Source organism: Leeuwenhoekiella sp. A2, assembly GCF_047946655.1.
In the GTDB taxonomy this organism is placed as follows: Bacteria; Bacteroidota; Bacteroidia; order Flavobacteriales; family Flavobacteriaceae; genus Leeuwenhoekiella.
In genome coordinates, this window is the sequence record NZ_CP172311.1 from 2,051,039 (window position 1) to 2,065,952 (window position 14,914).

The window sequence follows — 14,914 nt, forward strand, 5'->3', positions numbered from 1 at the left end:
AAAATTAAAAAATGAAAAATTTTAAATTCTTACTGCTTTTCCTGCTTCCATTTATAAGCGTGGCCCAACAGGATACGCTGTCTATGCAAACCTATAAACGCGCGGCAGCGTTTAGAACAACGAGCCTCAGGAACAAGGAGGTTTTTAACCTAAGAACAAGCACGTATTGGTTTAAAGACAATTCTGGGTTGTGGTTTGTTGATTACGCTTCAAGCGGAAAGAAATACAAAAAGGTCATATTTAAGCAAGGAAAAGTAGAACCTCTATTTGATCAGGAAGCACTGGCTGATGCCTTGTCTAACTTCTACAAAAAACCGGTTTCTGCTGACTCTTTGGATATTGAAAACCTGGAAAAGGAGGACGAAAATCTGTTTTTTTCGATTAAAAATCAGCAATTTAAGTGGAATGATAAAAATGGTAAACTCACTGAAGTTGAAAAGAAAACTGAAGAAGATAATAATGAAATGCTTTCTGTTTCGCCAGATGGCAATTGGGAAGCTTTTCCTAAAAATCACAACATTTACATACGTTCTAAAGAAACAGGAGATACGATCCAGTTGAGCACAGATGGGAAACCGGGTTACGATTATGGCAGTTACTATGGTTGGTTTGACATCATGGAAGGTGAGAATGCAGAACGCCCCGTGCATTTTGGGGTGCGCTGGTCTGAAGACGGGAAATATCTTTTTACGCAGCTATGCGATGTACGCAATGCCGGGAAGATGTATTTGCTCGATTACAGCATAGATAGTTTGTACAGGCCCAAGTTGCTGTCATATTATCGCGGTTCGCCAGGAGATACAAATATGGTACATGTAAAACCGGTGATCTTTGATATGGCTAAAAAGAAAGAAATACAAACAGACCTTCCTTTTAATACGCATATCAATGCTGCAAATGTGCGGCAGGCGACAGATGCAAAAGATGTAGCCTATGCGAGTTATGCAGAACGCGGTTTTCAAAAAGAACATCTGTTAAAAATCGACCTAAAGACGGGTAAAACCACCTCTTTACTAACAGAAATCAGCGCAACCAACATAGATAATTTCAATTACTGGCCGCTTGAGAATACCGGTAAACTCCTTTTTTCTTCAGAACGTAGCGGGTGGAATCAGCTGTACTTACTTGATGTAGAAACTAAAACTGTAAGTCCGCTAACAAACGGCAATTTCGTGGTAAACGAGGTGAAACACATAGATCAGGAAAAGGGAATCATATATTACACGGCTTCCGGGGTTTCTGCAGATATGAATCTATATCATCAGCAATTGTTCAGTGTCAATCTGAGAGGTGAAAAAACGCTCCTAACACCCGAAAAAGTGCACCATGAGGTCGATTTTTCACCAAATGGGGAATATTTTACAGATAATGCCTCCACGGTTCAAATTCCCACAGTGACCACGCTCAATAAAGCTTCTACGGGAAAACAAATAGCTGTCCTCACAAAAGCTGATGTGAGTACTCTTGCAGAAAAAGGCTGGAAGGTGCCTGAGGTTTTTTCGCTTAAAGCGAAAGACAATAAAACAACAATCTACGGCGCATTATGGAAGCCGACCAATTTTGATCCTGCGAAATCTTATCCGGTTCTGGATGCCACCTACACCGGGCCGCACACACAGGTGTTTCCTAAATCTTTTGATCGCGCGATATCTTATCAGGATCTGGCCGAATTAGGTTTTCTGATAGTGGCCGTTGACGGACTGGGAACTGCGGGAAGGTCTAAGGCTTTTAAGAATGTATCGTACAAAAACATGGGCGATAACCTGCGCGATCATGTGCTGGCGATTAAATACCTGGGTCAACAACATGCGTGGGTTGATACTACGCGGGTGGGGATTTTTGGTCATTCTGCCGGTGGTTTTGATGCAGGGCATGCCATGCTCGCTTTTCCTGATTTTTATAAAGTGGCAGTTGCAAGTAGTGGCGATCATGATTTTAGGATGGAAAAAGCCTGGTGGCCAGAGATGTACATGGGTTGGCCGGTTGATAGCACCTATAACGAAGTTTCAAATATTACCATGGCCGGGAACCTGAAAGGAAAACTGCTTCTGGTGCATGGTGGTATTGACGATAATGTGAATCCTTCGGCTACTTTTAAGTTTGCTGAGGCGCTTATAAAAGCCGGAAAGCAATTTGATATGTTGATCATCCCAAGTCAGCGGCACGGTTACACCGGGAAATATTCAGATTATTTTACCAAAAAAAGGTGGAACTACTTTATCAAAAACCTGATGGGGAAAGAAACAAGGTGGGATTTTGAGTTAGAATAATAGTTAGTTTGAAACTAGATTCACGTCATGATGAATTCGTTTCAGCATGACACCAAAAAGCATCAAATGACACGCTGATGAGACCCTGAAATAAATTCAGGACGACTAGAATGTTTGTTAACAGTAATAAATGAGTAAAGAAATAATCATCATAGGTGGTGGAATTTTAGGACTTTCATGTGCCTATTACCTGCAAAAATCAGGTCATATAGTAACCATAATAGACCAGTCTAATATGGATTCTGGTGCGTCATATGTGAACGCTGGTTATTTGGCGCCCAGCCACATTATTCCGCTTGCTGCCCCGGGTGTCATGCGCAAAGGAATTAAGTGGATGTTCAGTCAGGCGAGTCCGTTGTATTTAAAACCCCGCTTAGAAGCCGATTTTCTAAAATGGGCTTGGGCTTTTAACAGATCCTGCTCTCCCAAACACGTGCAACGAGCGATTCCTGCCATACGTGATATTAATATTTTGGGTAGAGATTTATATGCCGAAATTAAAAAGACTGAAAACTTCAACTTTCAGCTGGAGAAAAAAGGACTTTTTATGCTCTGCAATACACATAAAATGCTGGAAGAAGAAAGCGCAGTTGCCGAAATAGCTGTAGAGGCCGGACTTGTAGCCAGAACACTTGCTGCGGACGAAGTTGAACAGATGATGCCGGAGGCAACAATGAATATTGTGGGAGCAACCTATTATGAGAGTGATCATCATACGACTCCGCATGAGTTTATGGAAGAAATGAAAGCCTTGCTCATTGGGAAAGGCGTGACCATTTATAAAAACGAAAAAGTGGTTGATTTCGCTTTAAGCGGAAATAAAATCTCAAGAATTATTACAGATCAACAAGAGCTAGTGGCTGATGAAATTGTGATGGCAGCCGGTTCCTGGACGCCTACATTAACTAGAAAACTAGGGATAAAAATGCTTTTGCAAGCCGGGAAAGGGTATCGCGTAAATACCGAGCAGCCTACGGGAATTACGTATCCTGCTATTCTTGCCGAGGCCAAAGTTGCCACTACGCCTATGAACGGGTTTACGCGTTTTGCCGGGACAATGGAAATTGCAGGAGTGAATAATTTGATCAATCCGGTGCGGGTAGATGCCATTGCCAGAGCAGCAAAAACCTATTTTACCGAAGTAGAAATCACGGCTAAAGAGAAAGAAGCCGCCCAATGTGGTTTACGCCCGGTAACTCCAGACGGGATGCCATATATAGGTAAATCTGCAAAATGCGACAATCTCACTTTTGCCACAGGTCACGCCATGATGGGCTGGTGTCTGGGACCGGCGACAGGCTTGTTGGTTTCAGAAATTATCAATGAGAAAAAACCGTCGTTAGATCTGAATTTTTATAACCCAGACCGCCGATTTTAGTCACAAAAAACCTGATTTTTGAAGCGAAATAAGCGGTTTTTATAGCAATTTTCGCTGCCGTTTGTAGAAAGCATCTTGTTGATCCTGCATGAGTTGGCGGGCCATTTTCTTTTTGTATTCGTAGATTTCTTCTTCCTGAGAAAGGTCACCGTATACTTTGTCATTGATGATATTATCGCTTTCAACCAGTACTCTGCGCTGATTAGCTTTTTGTGTCGCCCAAGATCTTATTTCGGCTTCTATGTCTGCTAATTTGATGTCATATTCTCCTTTAGGCGAAATAAGCTTCGCGAAAATAGGAGCGGTTTCTATCGCCAGAAAAAGTAAAAAGATAAAGAAAGAAGGTAACCAAGGAAGTTCGTTAAGAGCATTCACTCGGGCCATCAATCCGTCAAAACCATCAATAATAGGTTGCGTAGTTTTTACCTGATTGTCATAATCAGTTTTTAGCTGAGTTTGCTGTGTTTCTATAGCAGCAATTTTATCGGCATTGGTTTTTTTTAGCGCTACAAGTTCCGCCAAAGCCGCATCGTGTTTCTCTCGTTTTTCCTTGTAAACAGGACCTTTTCCTAAAATTTCTGTCCCTTTACGGCCTTCCGCTTCAGCGATATACGTATCATAGAGATTGTTGACTTCGGCTTCTTTAGCGGCGGTTTCATCTTTTAGCGTTTGTATTTCGCCATCGAGCGCAGCTATAGCAGGTGTATATTGATCTGCGATTTGGTTTTGATTGGCCAGCGTAAGGTCATTTTTCTGCTCAAGTAATACTCGGTCAATTTCTTTATTGAAAATTTTCAGTTCGAGCGGTTTTGAAATTACCACAGCGATTATCAAGGCCAGAATAAGTCTGGGAATCGCCTGGAGGAATTCATCCATAAAACTGTCTCGCTTTTTTATGGTAGAAACGATAAAACGGTCAAGATTAAAAATTAGGATTCCCCAAATAAAACCGAAGAAAATAGCAGTAAAAATATTATCGAAAACCGTATAAAGCGCGTAACCGGAAGCGATAAAAGCCATGACAGCGGTAAAGAATACGGTGGCGCCTATCCCGGCGTATTTAGTCTGCTCGCCCTGCGAACAATCGTCTAGCAGAACGGTATCTGCCCCGGAACAAAGAATAAAAAAGCGCTTTAGCATATTAGTTTATGAATTTGATTGATGATGAACTAAAGATGCTAAAACGCCAAAAATGAGTTTACTATTGTCTGCCTTAGGCGATTTTAAGGCCTTTTAAACTGATTTTCATATAAATATATTAATTATTTGTGATAAAAACTGTGGGTTTATCACCTTTACCTGATTTATTAGCTCTGAAATTGAGGTTTTCTTTTTCGTCAAAAAGTTCCTTGGCTTTTTTAGCTGTTATCTTTTTTCCGTTATAATAGAAATTTGCACCTTCTTCTTTCATTTGATTGATCATTTCTTCCGGACTGGGCGGAGCTGGAGGAGCAGGCGGCTCAGGTAATGGCTGAAGAACCGGTGGAGTTGGTGGAGCAGGCGGAACAACTTCTACATGCCGTACAACCTGAGGCTCCAGGTGAGGTTCATGCCCAATTGTGGGAGGTGCTGGTGGAACCTGAGGTTCCGGGAAATTGTTAATTGTGGGAGGAACCGGCGGAGCTGGTGGAGGAGGAGCCAAGCCAACTTGAGTATGACGATAGATCTCGGTCTTTAGATATTCCTTATTTAGTTTTTTCCGTATGCTGTCATCGCTGGTACTAAATTGAATATTCATGGCGTGAAGATCATAATCCTCATTAGTCCAGTTTGCGGTTGCCTGATCTACAGCTTTCGCGAAATTTTTAATTGTTGTGGTTTTTCCGTTTACTTCAATTTTGTCATCGGTTACAACTACGCTTAACTTTTGCAGATCCTGAACAGCTCTTACTTGTGCAACTCTATGATTTTGATTGCCGGTGGGTGGCTGGGTAGAGTTTTTGTTAATTTTAATTGCTGCCAGAAATTTGTGCTCCTCAAAATAATCATGAGTCATGAGATCAATCTGGTAAAAATGTTTACCATAATTAACTGCGTTTTTCTCAAGCTTACTTAAACTGTAGTATGCAAAAGCATCAGGGGTTAAAGATTTTAACTCATTATTTACTATGCGTTTTCCGTCAACCCAAACTCCGTACTGACCGGAATTTTCCCATTCAATGAGTTGTTTTTTATTGGGAATGCGCTTCGCAAGCATGATGGAATCTCCTGCAACGTCTTTTTGTTTGATAGTTTTTGCTGAGAGAGGATTCACTATTTTTTCCTGAAATACCTGCTGATTTTTAAGCTGTGGAGCCGATTTTTCAGGTTTTGCGACGATTTTTTGATTAAAAAAGTAGATGCAAAAAGTAAGCACCGGAAGCAGAAAAAGTAGTCTGACGGCTAATTTTTTAGCCGAAAATGAATGTGATAACATAACGATTCGTTTTTTAGTTAATGAATAATTGATCGGGCTTGATAGTGCGGTGTGATGAGAACCTCCCGAATAGTTAAATAAAAGATTTGTATAATTAATGATGTCTTTCTTTTCGCTTAAAGCGGCCTGGTCTGCCAGGAATTCGTGATTAAGTGCGACGCTTTTTTTAATTAAAATAAGCAACGGGTTAAACCAAAGCACAACTTGCAACAATTCTACAAACAGAATATCCCAACTGTGCTTTTGCGTGACATGCGCCTGCTCATGAGCCAGAACTTCAGGTGCGATCTGGTGTTGTTTATACTCAGTTTTTGGCAGGAAAATGTATTTTAAAAAAGAATGTGGAACGACGTTTTGAGTCAGCAGAACATCGATATGTTTGGGCTTTTTTACCTTTTCGTTACTGGTTATCTTTTCGCGTAAGCGGAATAAATTGCGCCCAAAGCGAAAACCAAAAACTGCAACTCCCACGAAGTATACACTGCCAAAAATTACGGGAAGCCAATCGGTTTTTTCTTCTTTTATAATTGCCGTGTTGGGTGGATTTATGATTTGAAAAGTGGCGGGTACTTCGTGCAATTGCTCTTGTGGAATAGCTTCAACGGCATATGTAAACGTAATAAGCGGCAGCGTTAATGAAAGAAAAAGACTCGCTAAAAGGAAAAATCGTTTAAATGTATGCGCTGCCTGTTGCTCAAGAGCAAGCTTGTAAAAGCCCCAAAGAACGAGCATGCAAAGAACGGATTTGATGATGTAAGCTGTCATGATTTCTCTTTTTTAAGGCGTTCATCAATCAGTTTTTTAAGGTCTTCAAGCTCTTGCTGAGAGAGATCTGTTTCTTTTGTAAAGAAGGAAGCAAACTGCGCTGCAGAATCGTTGAAGAAGTTTTTGATCATACCGTTGACCTGCTTTGCGAAATAGTCTTTTTTTCGCACTAGTGGGAAATACTCGCGTGAACGACCATATTGCACATAATCTACAAAATTCTTATCCTGCATACGTTTAAGTAATGTGGCAATAGTAGTGGTTGCAGGTCTGGGTTCGGGATAAGCTTCTATAAGATCTTTCATAAAGGCTTTATCCTGTTTCCAGAGGATTTGCATAAGTTGTTCTTCGGCGTTTGAAAGTTGCATTGCTCTACGAGATTAGAATTTACTCTACAAATGTAGAATAATATTTTAATTCTACAAACATAGAATAATTTTTTTCCGTATTGTTTCTCTTTCGCAACCTGCATTTGGTTACCCGTTAAATAAAGTTAGCTTTGTTGCCTAGAAAATAATTTGATGAGTTCAGAACAAGATTTACGAGATAGAAGCGATAATAAATGTGAACTGTGTGCTGGTACACAAGACCTGAATGTGTTTCATGTGCCAGATTCGCCCGCAGATGCAGACAGTTCAATATTTATTTGTGGCACGTGTAAGGAGCAGATCGAGAATCCCGAACAGGCAGAGCCTAATCACTGGCGATGTCTTAACGATAGTATGTGGAGTACAGTGCCGGCGGTTCAGGTTATGGCGTATAGAATGCTTACGCGACTTAAAGCCGAAGGCTGGCCGCAAGATCTACTCGATATGATGTACATTGAAGAGGAGACTAAAATCTGGGCAAAAGCCGGATTACCAACTGAAAATACTTCCGGATTGGTTCATCGCGATAGTAACGGTGTTGTTTTAGAAGCAGGAGATTCTGTCGTGCTGATTAAAGACCTTAAGGTAAAGGGAAGCAGTATGGTTGCTAAACAAGGAACTGCGGTACGCCGAATTTCGCTGGACCACGAAAACGAAAAATACATAGAAGGCAAAGTAGACGGCCAGCAGATTGTTTTAATCACAGATTACGTCAAGAAAATATAGTTACCATATAGTTGAGATCTATTCTTTATGAAATCTAGATGTCAGGCTGAGCTTGTCGAAGACCAATATATATTTGATATTCGACAGGCTCAATATGACATACGTATTCTAAGTGTCTTTTTTATTAAGTTTTATAATAAGAAATTATTCTTCCAGCTTCAACTTTGTATAAGCATGATAAAAATGTGGAATGGTCTCAATTCCCTTTAAATAATTCCAAATACCAAAATGCTCATTTGGTGAGTGAATAGCATCACTGTCAAGACCAAAACCCATAAGTATAGTTTTGCTTTTCAGCTCTTTTTCAAATAAAGAAACAATAGGAATACTGCCACCGCTACGCTGAGGTATTGGAGTTTTACCAAAAGTTTTTTCATAGGCTTGCTCTGCTGCTTTATAACCAATGTCATCAATTGGAGTGACATAAGCCTGCCCCCCGTGATGTGGTTTTACTTTTACGGTTACGCCGGCAGGAGCAATGCTTTCAAAATGCGTTTTGAATAACTGAGTAATTTCTTTCCAATCCTGATCAGGAACCAGACGCATGCTTATTTTCGCGTAAGCTTTACTTGGAATCACGGTTTTAGCGCCTTCTCCTGTGTAACCTCCCCAGATACCATTTACATCAAGCGTGGGCCTTATCGAGTTGCGCTCATTAGTGCTGTAGCCGTTTTCACCATATATTTCACCGATATTTAGTGCTTTTTTGTAGTTTTCTAACGAAAATGGAGCTTCAGCCATTTTTGCACGCTCTTCATTAGAAAGTTCTTCTACTTTATCATAGAAACCGGGAATGGTGATATGATTATTCTCATCGTGTAGCGAAGCGATCATTTTTGTGAGTACATTGATAGGGTTTGCCACTGCACCACCGTAAAGTCCGCTATGCAAATCGCGATTAGGCCCGGTAACCTCAACCTCTACATAACTTAGTCCGCGTAGACCTGTAGTAATGCTGGGTACATCTTTTGCGATCATGCCCGTATCTGAAATGAGAATCACATCGTTAGCAAGTTTCTCATGATTGCGCTCCAGAAACCAGCCTAAGTTCTCACTGCCTACTTCTTCTTCACCTTCTATCATAAACTTGACATTGCAGGGCAGATCATCATTTTTAGTCATGTATTCAAGCGCTTTAACGTGCATAAACATCTGGCCCTTATCATCACATGCGCCGCGGGCAAAAATGGCACCTTCGGGATGAATTTCTGTATCTTTTATAACAGGTTCAAAAGGAGCACTGTCCCATAAATTTAAAGGGTCTGGCGGCTGAACATCATAATGGCCATAAACCAGGACGGTTGGTAGATTTTGATCTATGATCTTTTCGCCATAAACAATAGGATAACCCGGGGTTTCACATATTTCTACAGAATCGCAGCCTGCTTCACGCAGTTTTAATGCTATGGCATCTGCAGTATTGAATACCTCTTTTTTATAAGCAGGGTCTGCGCTTATTGATGGAATTTTCAGTAAATCAATGAGTTCATTGATAAAACGGTCTTTATTTTGAGTGATATAATTAAGGGCATTTTTCATAGAATCTGATTTTGAATCAAAATTATGATTTTTGTGCATCTTTTTTTAATTAAAATGATTTAGCAATTAAAAGAATTTTCTATATTTGCACTCGCTTTTGCAAATGAGTCCTAAGTACAGCAAAAGTTAGAATGCGGGCGTGGTGGAATTGGTAGACACGCTAGACTTAGGATCTAGTGCCTCACGGTGTGGGAGTTCGAGTCTCCCCGCCCGTACTTCAATAAAAAGCCGACTTTAACGAGTCGGCTTTTTTGTTTATGGTTAACACAAATGTGTGTTTTTTCTTTAAATTATTTTATTTGATATCGTTTGGGTAAAATAATTCTGCTTGCTCCTATTAGCAATTTATATTCTTAACAGTTTATTTTACACCTTTAATAGCATCAATTTAAGTTTCGATAATCAGTTGGGGTAAATCCGGTATTTTTTTTAAACATTCGGTTGAAATGCTGTGGATACTTAAAACCTAATTCATAGGCAACCTGGCTGATTGATTTTTCTGAGTCAAAAATACGGTCTTTAGCGATTTCTATAAGTTTGAGCTGGATGTGGTCTATTGCAGATTTACCAGTTTCTTTTTTGATGAGATCTCCTAAATAATTAGCAGATAAATTTAATTTTTCTGCAAAATAAGCAACCGAAGGAAGCCCCAATTTTTGAGGATTTTCTGTGTGAAAGTAGGCATTGAGTAATTTTTCAAAATTTGACAATACTCCCTGATTCAGATTCTCACGAGTAATAAACTGCCTGTCATAAAAGCGTTCACAGTAATTAAGCAGTAATTCTATGTTATTAGTAATGATTGTCTTGCTGTGTTTGTCTATTGCTTGGTCCAGTTCATAATCTATTTTGGAAAAAAGGTCTTGAATGATTTGTTGTTCCTTTTCTGAAATATGCAGAGCTTCGTTCAGTTCATAGGAAAAGAAAGAATATTGATGAATTTTTGCAGCCAGAGGGGTTCCTTTGATAAACTCTGGGTCAAAAAGCAAAGCATTTCCTTTTGGATTATAATCCTGCTGACTTTTTATTCCCACGACCTGTCCCGGTCCCATAAAAACCATTGTTCCTTCGTCATAATCGTACGTGTTTCTCCCATATTTTAATTCTCCGCAATTCACACCTTTTAGAAAAACGGCATAAAAAGCAAAACTAAATTTACCGTTAGCTAATGGTTTAGCTGTCGCACTATCAAAAGCGGTAATTAGGGGATGTCTGGTTTTGACTTCTTTTAAGGCATTGTATTGTGATATAGTTTCTACTTTAAGAATATCTTTCATGAGTGCGTACATCTTAATTCCTGAAACAAATATACCATTCACATATATAGAAAATTAGCCAAAAAGACCCAATCAGTAAAAATGGTAAGCAACACCGTAATTTGTATACCCTTATAAATCTGTTGATTGAGGATATTTGTTGGTGTAAAAATTTGAATTATGAAAAAGAGAATATTAGGAAACGGACTCGAAGTCTCAACTCTGGGATTGGGATGTATGGGATTAAGTTTTGGCTATGGCCCAGCTACAGAAAAGAACGAGGCCATAAAACTTATTCGGGAAGCATATGATCAGAGAATTAATTTTTTCGATACCGCTGAAGCCTATGGTCCTTTTGAAAATGAAAAGCTACTGGGCGAAGCGCTGGCACCGTTTAGAAAAGACGTGGTAATTGCGACCAAATTCGGCTTTAAAGAAGGTGAACCCGGTAAGGGATTAAATAGTCATCCCGATAGAATAAGAAAGGTTGCCGAAGAATCCTTAAAAAGACTAAATACCGATGTGATTGATCTATTCTATCAACACCGCGTTGACCCTGATGTGCCCATAGAAGAAGTGGCCGGAACGGTGAAAGATTTGATTCAGGAAGGAAAAGTAAAACATTTCGGGCTGTCTGAAGCCGGAGTAGAGTCTATCAGTAAGGCACACGCGGTTCAACCGGTAACAGCGCTGCAGAGTGAATATTCCCTGTGGTGGCGAGAGCCCGAAAAAGAAATCATTCCTACTCTAGAAGAATTGGGCATTGGCTTTGTGCCATTTAGTCCGCTGGGGAAAGGTTTTTTAACAGGCAAGATTGATGAGAAAACCGAGTTTGCTAAAGATGATTTTAGGAATATCGTACCGCGATTTAACGAGGAAAACAGAAAGGCCAATCAAGCGCTGGTTAAACTACTGGGTAAAATCGCCGAAGAAAAAGATGCCACTTCGGCGCAGATCGCTCTGGCCTGGTTGCTTCATCAAAAGCCATTTATCGTCCCTATTCCTGGAACTACGAAACTGCATCGCTTAAACGAGAATATAGGAAGCGCTGATATTATACTGAGCGCAGAGGATTTAAAGAAAATTGAGCAGGCTTTAGAGCAAATCGATGTGCAGGGAGCACGCTACCCAGAGCAAATGCAGAAAATGATCAATAATTAATTTAAAGTTTAAAACAGATTAAATGAATGTAAAAACAAGAATTACAGGAATCTTTTTAATCCTGGTTAGCCAATTTAGTTTTGCTCAGGACACCATTACAGAAAAGAAAGTAAAAGAACTTTCTAAATCAAAATGGCAGTGGATGGCAGATAAAGATGTTGATAAACTTGATGAACTGTTTGATGATGATTCGCGGTTTGTGCACATGAGCGGTACCTGGGACAAGGAGCGCGAATTGGAAATTATAAAGTCTGGTAGTATCTGGTATAAAAAAGCCGATGTGCATGATGTGGTGGTAAAGACCTTTGGTAACACTGCGATCCTTTGGAACCGCATTACGCTTACTGCTTTTGTTAGGGGAAGTGATGTTACAACCGAATTTACGGTGACTGAAATCTATCAAAATCAAAAGGATTCCTGGAAGCTTTTAGATCTTACCTTCAGCAGTGTCAGGGACACGCATGAAATTGTACACTAAAAAATATAGACATGAGATATGCAACGATAACCAGAGGTTTGTGCGCTGTTTTTATGATCATGATCAGTACTCAGATAACTGCTCAGGATACCGCAACAGAAACCGAAATTAAGGAACTTTCTGCTAAGAAATGGCAATGGATGGCCGATAAGGAGGCTGATAAACTTGCCGAATTATTTCATGATAAAGCGCAGTTTGTACATATGGGTGGCAGCTGGGGTAAAGAACAGGAAGTTGAGATCATAAAAAGTGGTGGTATTTGGTACAAAAACGCCGATATTCATAAGGTTTCGGTAGATATTATCGAAAATACAGCCATTGTATTGAGCAACATCACGCTGCTGGCTGTTGTGGGCGGCAATGAAGTTTCTCACCGGTTTATAGTTACAGAGGTTTATGTGAAAGAGAATACGAGCTGGAAACTGGCAAACCTTTCGTTTGTGAATCAACTTATGGGTCCGCCGGGAGAGCATTAGGCATACTCAGTTTCTTATACTTTAGATATGAAAACAATATTTTTTTTCGCACTAACCCTATGCGTAGGTATGACGATGCAGACGCAGCAAACAGGAGATGATGATTTGATTTCAGCCAAATCCCCCAAGGCGGAAATACCTGTTATTTCTGATTATGAAAAAATATTGATTGTGTATTTATCGCGAACAAATAATACTAAGGCTGTAGCCAAAATGATTCAGGCAAGAGCAGGAGGTGACTTGGTAGCATTAGAATTGCAGGATCCTTATCCTGAAAATTATCAGGAAATCGTAGCCCGGGTGGCTGAGGAAAACGAGACCGGCTTTTTACCACCGCTAAAAACCAAGATTGACAACCTAGGTTATTATGACACGGTCTTCATCGGTTTTCCTACATGGGGGATGCAGCTGCCATCACCTATAAAAAGTTTTTTAACTGAAAATGACCTTTCTGGGAAAACCGTTATTCCCTTTAATACCAATGCCGGTTACGGTCTGGGAAGCAGCATTAGAACGATAAAATCTTTGTGTCCAGATTCAGAAATACTCGAAGCATTTTCAGTAGAAGGAGGTATTGAAAGGGATGGGATCCTTTTTGTGATGGAAGGAGACAGGGCAGAAGAGGTAGATGCGCAGGTGAGCCTATGGTTAGAGAAAATAGATATTCTGAAAAATAAGAATTAATATGAAATACTAAATACCCATAAAACTAAATTCTTTGACCATCGGGACGCAGAGCGTGTAGAGCGGTTTGCAGATCGCTCATTGTATATTTTTTAAATGTTGATCTAAAGCTTTTGTAGTGCCCCAACAGAAGTTTGACTGAATTTGGCTATATTTAATAACATTGACTAATACTTTATATCATGATTTCATTAAATGTAAATAATAAGGCTGTACAGGTAGATGTTGACCCAGAGACTCCATTATTATGGGTTTTGCGGGACCATCTTAACCTTATGGGAACAAAGTATGGCTGCGGTGTGGCACAATGTGGTGCTTGTGTTGTGCATCTGGATGGAGAGGCGGCACGCTCTTGCGTAACAAAGGTAAAACGCGCAGAGAACAAGAAAGTAGTTACTATTGAGGGATTGGCAGAAAACCATGATCATCCCGTGCAACAAGCATGGGCCGAAGTTGATGTACCGCAATGCGGGTACTGTCATAGCGGCCAGATTATGTCAGCCGCAGTATTATTGCGGGAAAATCCCAATCCCACTGATGAGGATATAGATATTTCAATGTCTGGAAATATCTGTCGTTGCGGCACCTACTCACGTATACGAAAAGCCATTCACCGTGCTGCAGAGATTAACAGCAGCACCACCTGATTTTTCGAGCTATCCAGTCATATTATACTTAAGAAGTCATGAGCAACACTACAACCCACCCCTCTTTTTTTAAAAGTCAAAAATTCCTGGGAATTCTTATCATCCTATTGATCGCCGGGATTTCGGTAAGTATGAGCCGTACCGGTTTTATCCATAAAGATTCAGAATATGTAATGCTTCGCCAAGAGCAACAGGATAGCGTTGCTTCTAAAGAAGCATTTAAAAAAGTGTATACAGTACTTATGCATCCCAGGTGTCTAAATTGCCATCCCTCTGGTGATGTGCCTTTGCAGGGAGATGATAGTCACTTACATGGTATGTCTCCCCACAGGGGAAAAGATGGTAAAGGAATGTATGCCATGAGGTGCACTAATTGCCATCAAAATATGAATTCTCCCGGTTTACATGCACCACCTGGAAATCCTGAATGGCATTTGCCCCCGGCAGATATGAAAATGGTATTTCAGGGAAGATCAGTTTCTGAACTCGCTAGACAATTGGTAGATAAATCTAAGAACGGAAATAAAACTATTGAAGATCTTATAGAACACGCAGATGATACGCTGGTGAAAGCAGGTTGGAAACCAGCGGAAGGTTTATCACTTCCACCTCTTAGTCATAAGGAATTTAAAGATGCCTGGATTACCTGGCTGGAAAATGGAGCCTATGCTCCGGATGATTCTAAATAACTAAACCTATAGAAATTATAAAGGGACTTATTTTCAGTCCCTTTATTTCTCTCACCATACT

General features: G+C 40.2%; 14 protein-coding genes and 1 tRNA gene. 10 read left to right on the forward strand and 5 right to left on the reverse strand.

Features of this window, described 5'->3' with window-relative positions; translation table 11 throughout:
* The first annotated feature begins 11 nt into the window (after positions 1–11).
* Both ACH3PA_RS09155 and ACH3PA_RS09160 read left to right on the forward strand, forming a co-directional pair.
* Entirely contained in the window at positions 12–2,270 is a 2,259-nt protein-coding gene (locus tag ACH3PA_RS09155) for a prolyl oligopeptidase family serine peptidase (protein ID WP_416444951.1), read from the forward strand.
* Between the two features lie 130 nt (positions 2,271–2,400).
* Positions 2,401–3,648: an NAD(P)/FAD-dependent oxidoreductase gene (locus ACH3PA_RS09160; protein WP_416444949.1), complete on the forward strand. Its 1,248-nt coding sequence runs from the start codon at positions 2,401–2,403 to the stop codon at positions 3,646–3,648.
* A gap of 39 nt (positions 3,649–3,687) precedes the next feature.
* Here ACH3PA_RS09160 and ACH3PA_RS09165 read toward each other — a convergent pair whose 3' ends face one another.
* From ACH3PA_RS09165 to ACH3PA_RS09175, 3 genes are all read right to left on the reverse strand, one after another.
* Positions 3,688–4,788, reverse strand: coding sequence for a DUF4407 domain-containing protein (locus ACH3PA_RS09165; RefSeq protein ID WP_416444947.1), 1,101 nt, complete (start codon positions 4,786–4,788; stop codon positions 3,688–3,690).
* 118 nt (positions 4,789–4,906) lie between these two features.
* Positions 4,907–6,829, reverse strand: a complete 1,923-nt coding sequence (locus tag ACH3PA_RS09170) for a M56 family metallopeptidase (RefSeq protein WP_416444945.1) — start codon at positions 6,827–6,829, stop codon at positions 4,907–4,909.
* Positions 6,826–7,197: a BlaI/MecI/CopY family transcriptional regulator gene (locus ACH3PA_RS09175; RefSeq protein ID WP_416444943.1), complete on the reverse strand. Its 372-nt coding sequence runs from the start codon at positions 7,195–7,197 to the stop codon at positions 6,826–6,828. The genes ACH3PA_RS09170 and ACH3PA_RS09175 overlap by 4 nt, the downstream gene beginning before the upstream one ends.
* 153 nt (positions 7,198–7,350) lie before the next feature.
* Here ACH3PA_RS09175 and ACH3PA_RS09180 point away from each other — a divergent pair, with 153 nt between their 5' ends.
* Positions 7,351–7,923 (forward strand): PhnA domain-containing protein, encoded by a 573-nt coding sequence (locus ACH3PA_RS09180; RefSeq protein WP_416444941.1) that lies wholly within the window; start codon positions 7,351–7,353, stop codon positions 7,921–7,923.
* A gap of 144 nt (positions 7,924–8,067) precedes the next feature.
* Here the strand turns inward: ACH3PA_RS09180 and ACH3PA_RS09185 are convergent, their stop codons facing one another.
* Positions 8,068–9,462, reverse strand: a complete 1,395-nt coding sequence (locus tag ACH3PA_RS09185; protein WP_416444939.1) for a dipeptidase — start codon at positions 9,460–9,462, stop codon at positions 8,068–8,070.
* A gap of 133 nt (positions 9,463–9,595) precedes the next feature.
* On the opposite strand from ACH3PA_RS09185, the gene ACH3PA_RS09190 reads away from it, so the two are divergent.
* Positions 9,596–9,677: transfer RNA gene (locus ACH3PA_RS09190), tRNA-Leu, on the forward strand.
* 168 nt (positions 9,678–9,845) lie between these two features.
* Here ACH3PA_RS09190 and ACH3PA_RS09195 read toward each other — a convergent pair.
* Complete coding sequence (locus ACH3PA_RS09195) at positions 9,846–10,739, reverse strand: helix-turn-helix domain-containing protein (protein WP_416446629.1); 894 nt, start codon at positions 10,737–10,739, stop codon at positions 9,846–9,848.
* A 159-nt stretch (positions 10,740–10,898) separates the two neighbouring features.
* On the opposite strand from ACH3PA_RS09195, the gene ACH3PA_RS09200 reads away from it, so the two are divergent.
* The 6 genes from ACH3PA_RS09200 (at position 10,899) to ACH3PA_RS09225 (ending at position 14,853) form a co-directional block, all read left to right on the forward strand.
* Entirely contained in the window at positions 10,899–11,879 is a 981-nt protein-coding gene (locus ACH3PA_RS09200) for an aldo/keto reductase (protein WP_416444915.1), read from the forward strand.
* Positions 11,880–11,901: 22 nt separating this feature from the next.
* A complete protein-coding gene (locus ACH3PA_RS09205; protein ID WP_416444913.1) occupies positions 11,902–12,357 on the forward strand; it encodes a nuclear transport factor 2 family protein in 456 nt (151 codons plus the stop codon).
* Between the two features lie 11 nt (positions 12,358–12,368).
* Entirely contained in the window at positions 12,369–12,833 is a 465-nt protein-coding gene (locus ACH3PA_RS09210; protein WP_416444911.1) for a nuclear transport factor 2 family protein, read from the forward strand.
* A 27-nt stretch (positions 12,834–12,860) separates the two neighbouring features.
* Complete coding sequence (locus tag ACH3PA_RS09215) at positions 12,861–13,517, forward strand: flavodoxin (protein WP_416444909.1); 657 nt, start codon at positions 12,861–12,863, stop codon at positions 13,515–13,517.
* Between the two features lie 182 nt (positions 13,518–13,699).
* Entirely contained in the window at positions 13,700–14,164 is a 465-nt protein-coding gene (locus ACH3PA_RS09220) for a (2Fe-2S)-binding protein (protein ID WP_416444907.1), read from the forward strand.
* Positions 14,165–14,202: 38 nt separating this feature from the next.
* A complete protein-coding gene (locus ACH3PA_RS09225) occupies positions 14,203–14,853 on the forward strand; it encodes a hypothetical protein (protein ID WP_416444905.1) in 651 nt (216 codons plus the stop codon).
* The last annotated feature ends 61 nt before the right edge of the window (positions 14,854–14,914 follow it).

Bases quoted from the DNA above. Each gene is read 5' to 3' on its own strand.
- ACH3PA_RS09195 (WP_416446629.1), bottom strand. From the start codon at position 10,739: ATGAAAGATATTCTTAAAGTAGAAACTATATCACAATACAATGCCTTA.
- ACH3PA_RS09205 (WP_416444913.1), top strand. From the start codon at position 11,902: ATGAATGTAAAAACAAGAATTACAGGAATCTTTTTAATCCTGGTTAGC.
- ACH3PA_RS09165 (WP_416444947.1), bottom strand. From the start codon at position 4,788: ATGCTAAAGCGCTTTTTTATTCTTTGTTCCGGGGCAGATACCGTTCTG.
- ACH3PA_RS09155 (WP_416444951.1), top strand. From the start codon at position 12: ATGAAAAATTTTAAATTCTTACTGCTTTTCCTGCTTCCATTTATAAGC.
- ACH3PA_RS09215 (WP_416444909.1), top strand. From the start codon at position 12,861: ATGAAAACAATATTTTTTTTCGCACTAACCCTATGCGTAGGTATGACG.
- ACH3PA_RS09185 (WP_416444939.1), bottom strand. From the start codon at position 9,462: ATGAAAAATGCCCTTAATTATATCACTCAAAATAAAGACCGTTTTATC.
- ACH3PA_RS09225 (WP_416444905.1), top strand. From the start codon at position 14,203: ATGAGCAACACTACAACCCACCCCTCTTTTTTTAAAAGTCAAAAATTC.
- ACH3PA_RS09180 (WP_416444941.1), top strand. From the start codon at position 7,351: ATGAGTTCAGAACAAGATTTACGAGATAGAAGCGATAATAAATGTGAA.
- ACH3PA_RS09220 (WP_416444907.1), top strand. From the start codon at position 13,700: ATGATTTCATTAAATGTAAATAATAAGGCTGTACAGGTAGATGTTGAC.
- ACH3PA_RS09170 (WP_416444945.1), bottom strand. From the start codon at position 6,829: ATGACAGCTTACATCATCAAATCCGTTCTTTGCATGCTCGTTCTTTGG.
- ACH3PA_RS09175 (WP_416444943.1), bottom strand. From the start codon at position 7,197: ATGCAACTTTCAAACGCCGAAGAACAACTTATGCAAATCCTCTGGAAA.
- ACH3PA_RS09210 (WP_416444911.1), top strand. From the start codon at position 12,369: ATGAGATATGCAACGATAACCAGAGGTTTGTGCGCTGTTTTTATGATC.
- ACH3PA_RS09200 (WP_416444915.1), top strand. From the start codon at position 10,899: ATGAAAAAGAGAATATTAGGAAACGGACTCGAAGTCTCAACTCTGGGA.
- ACH3PA_RS09160 (WP_416444949.1), top strand. From the start codon at position 2,401: ATGAGTAAAGAAATAATCATCATAGGTGGTGGAATTTTAGGACTTTCA.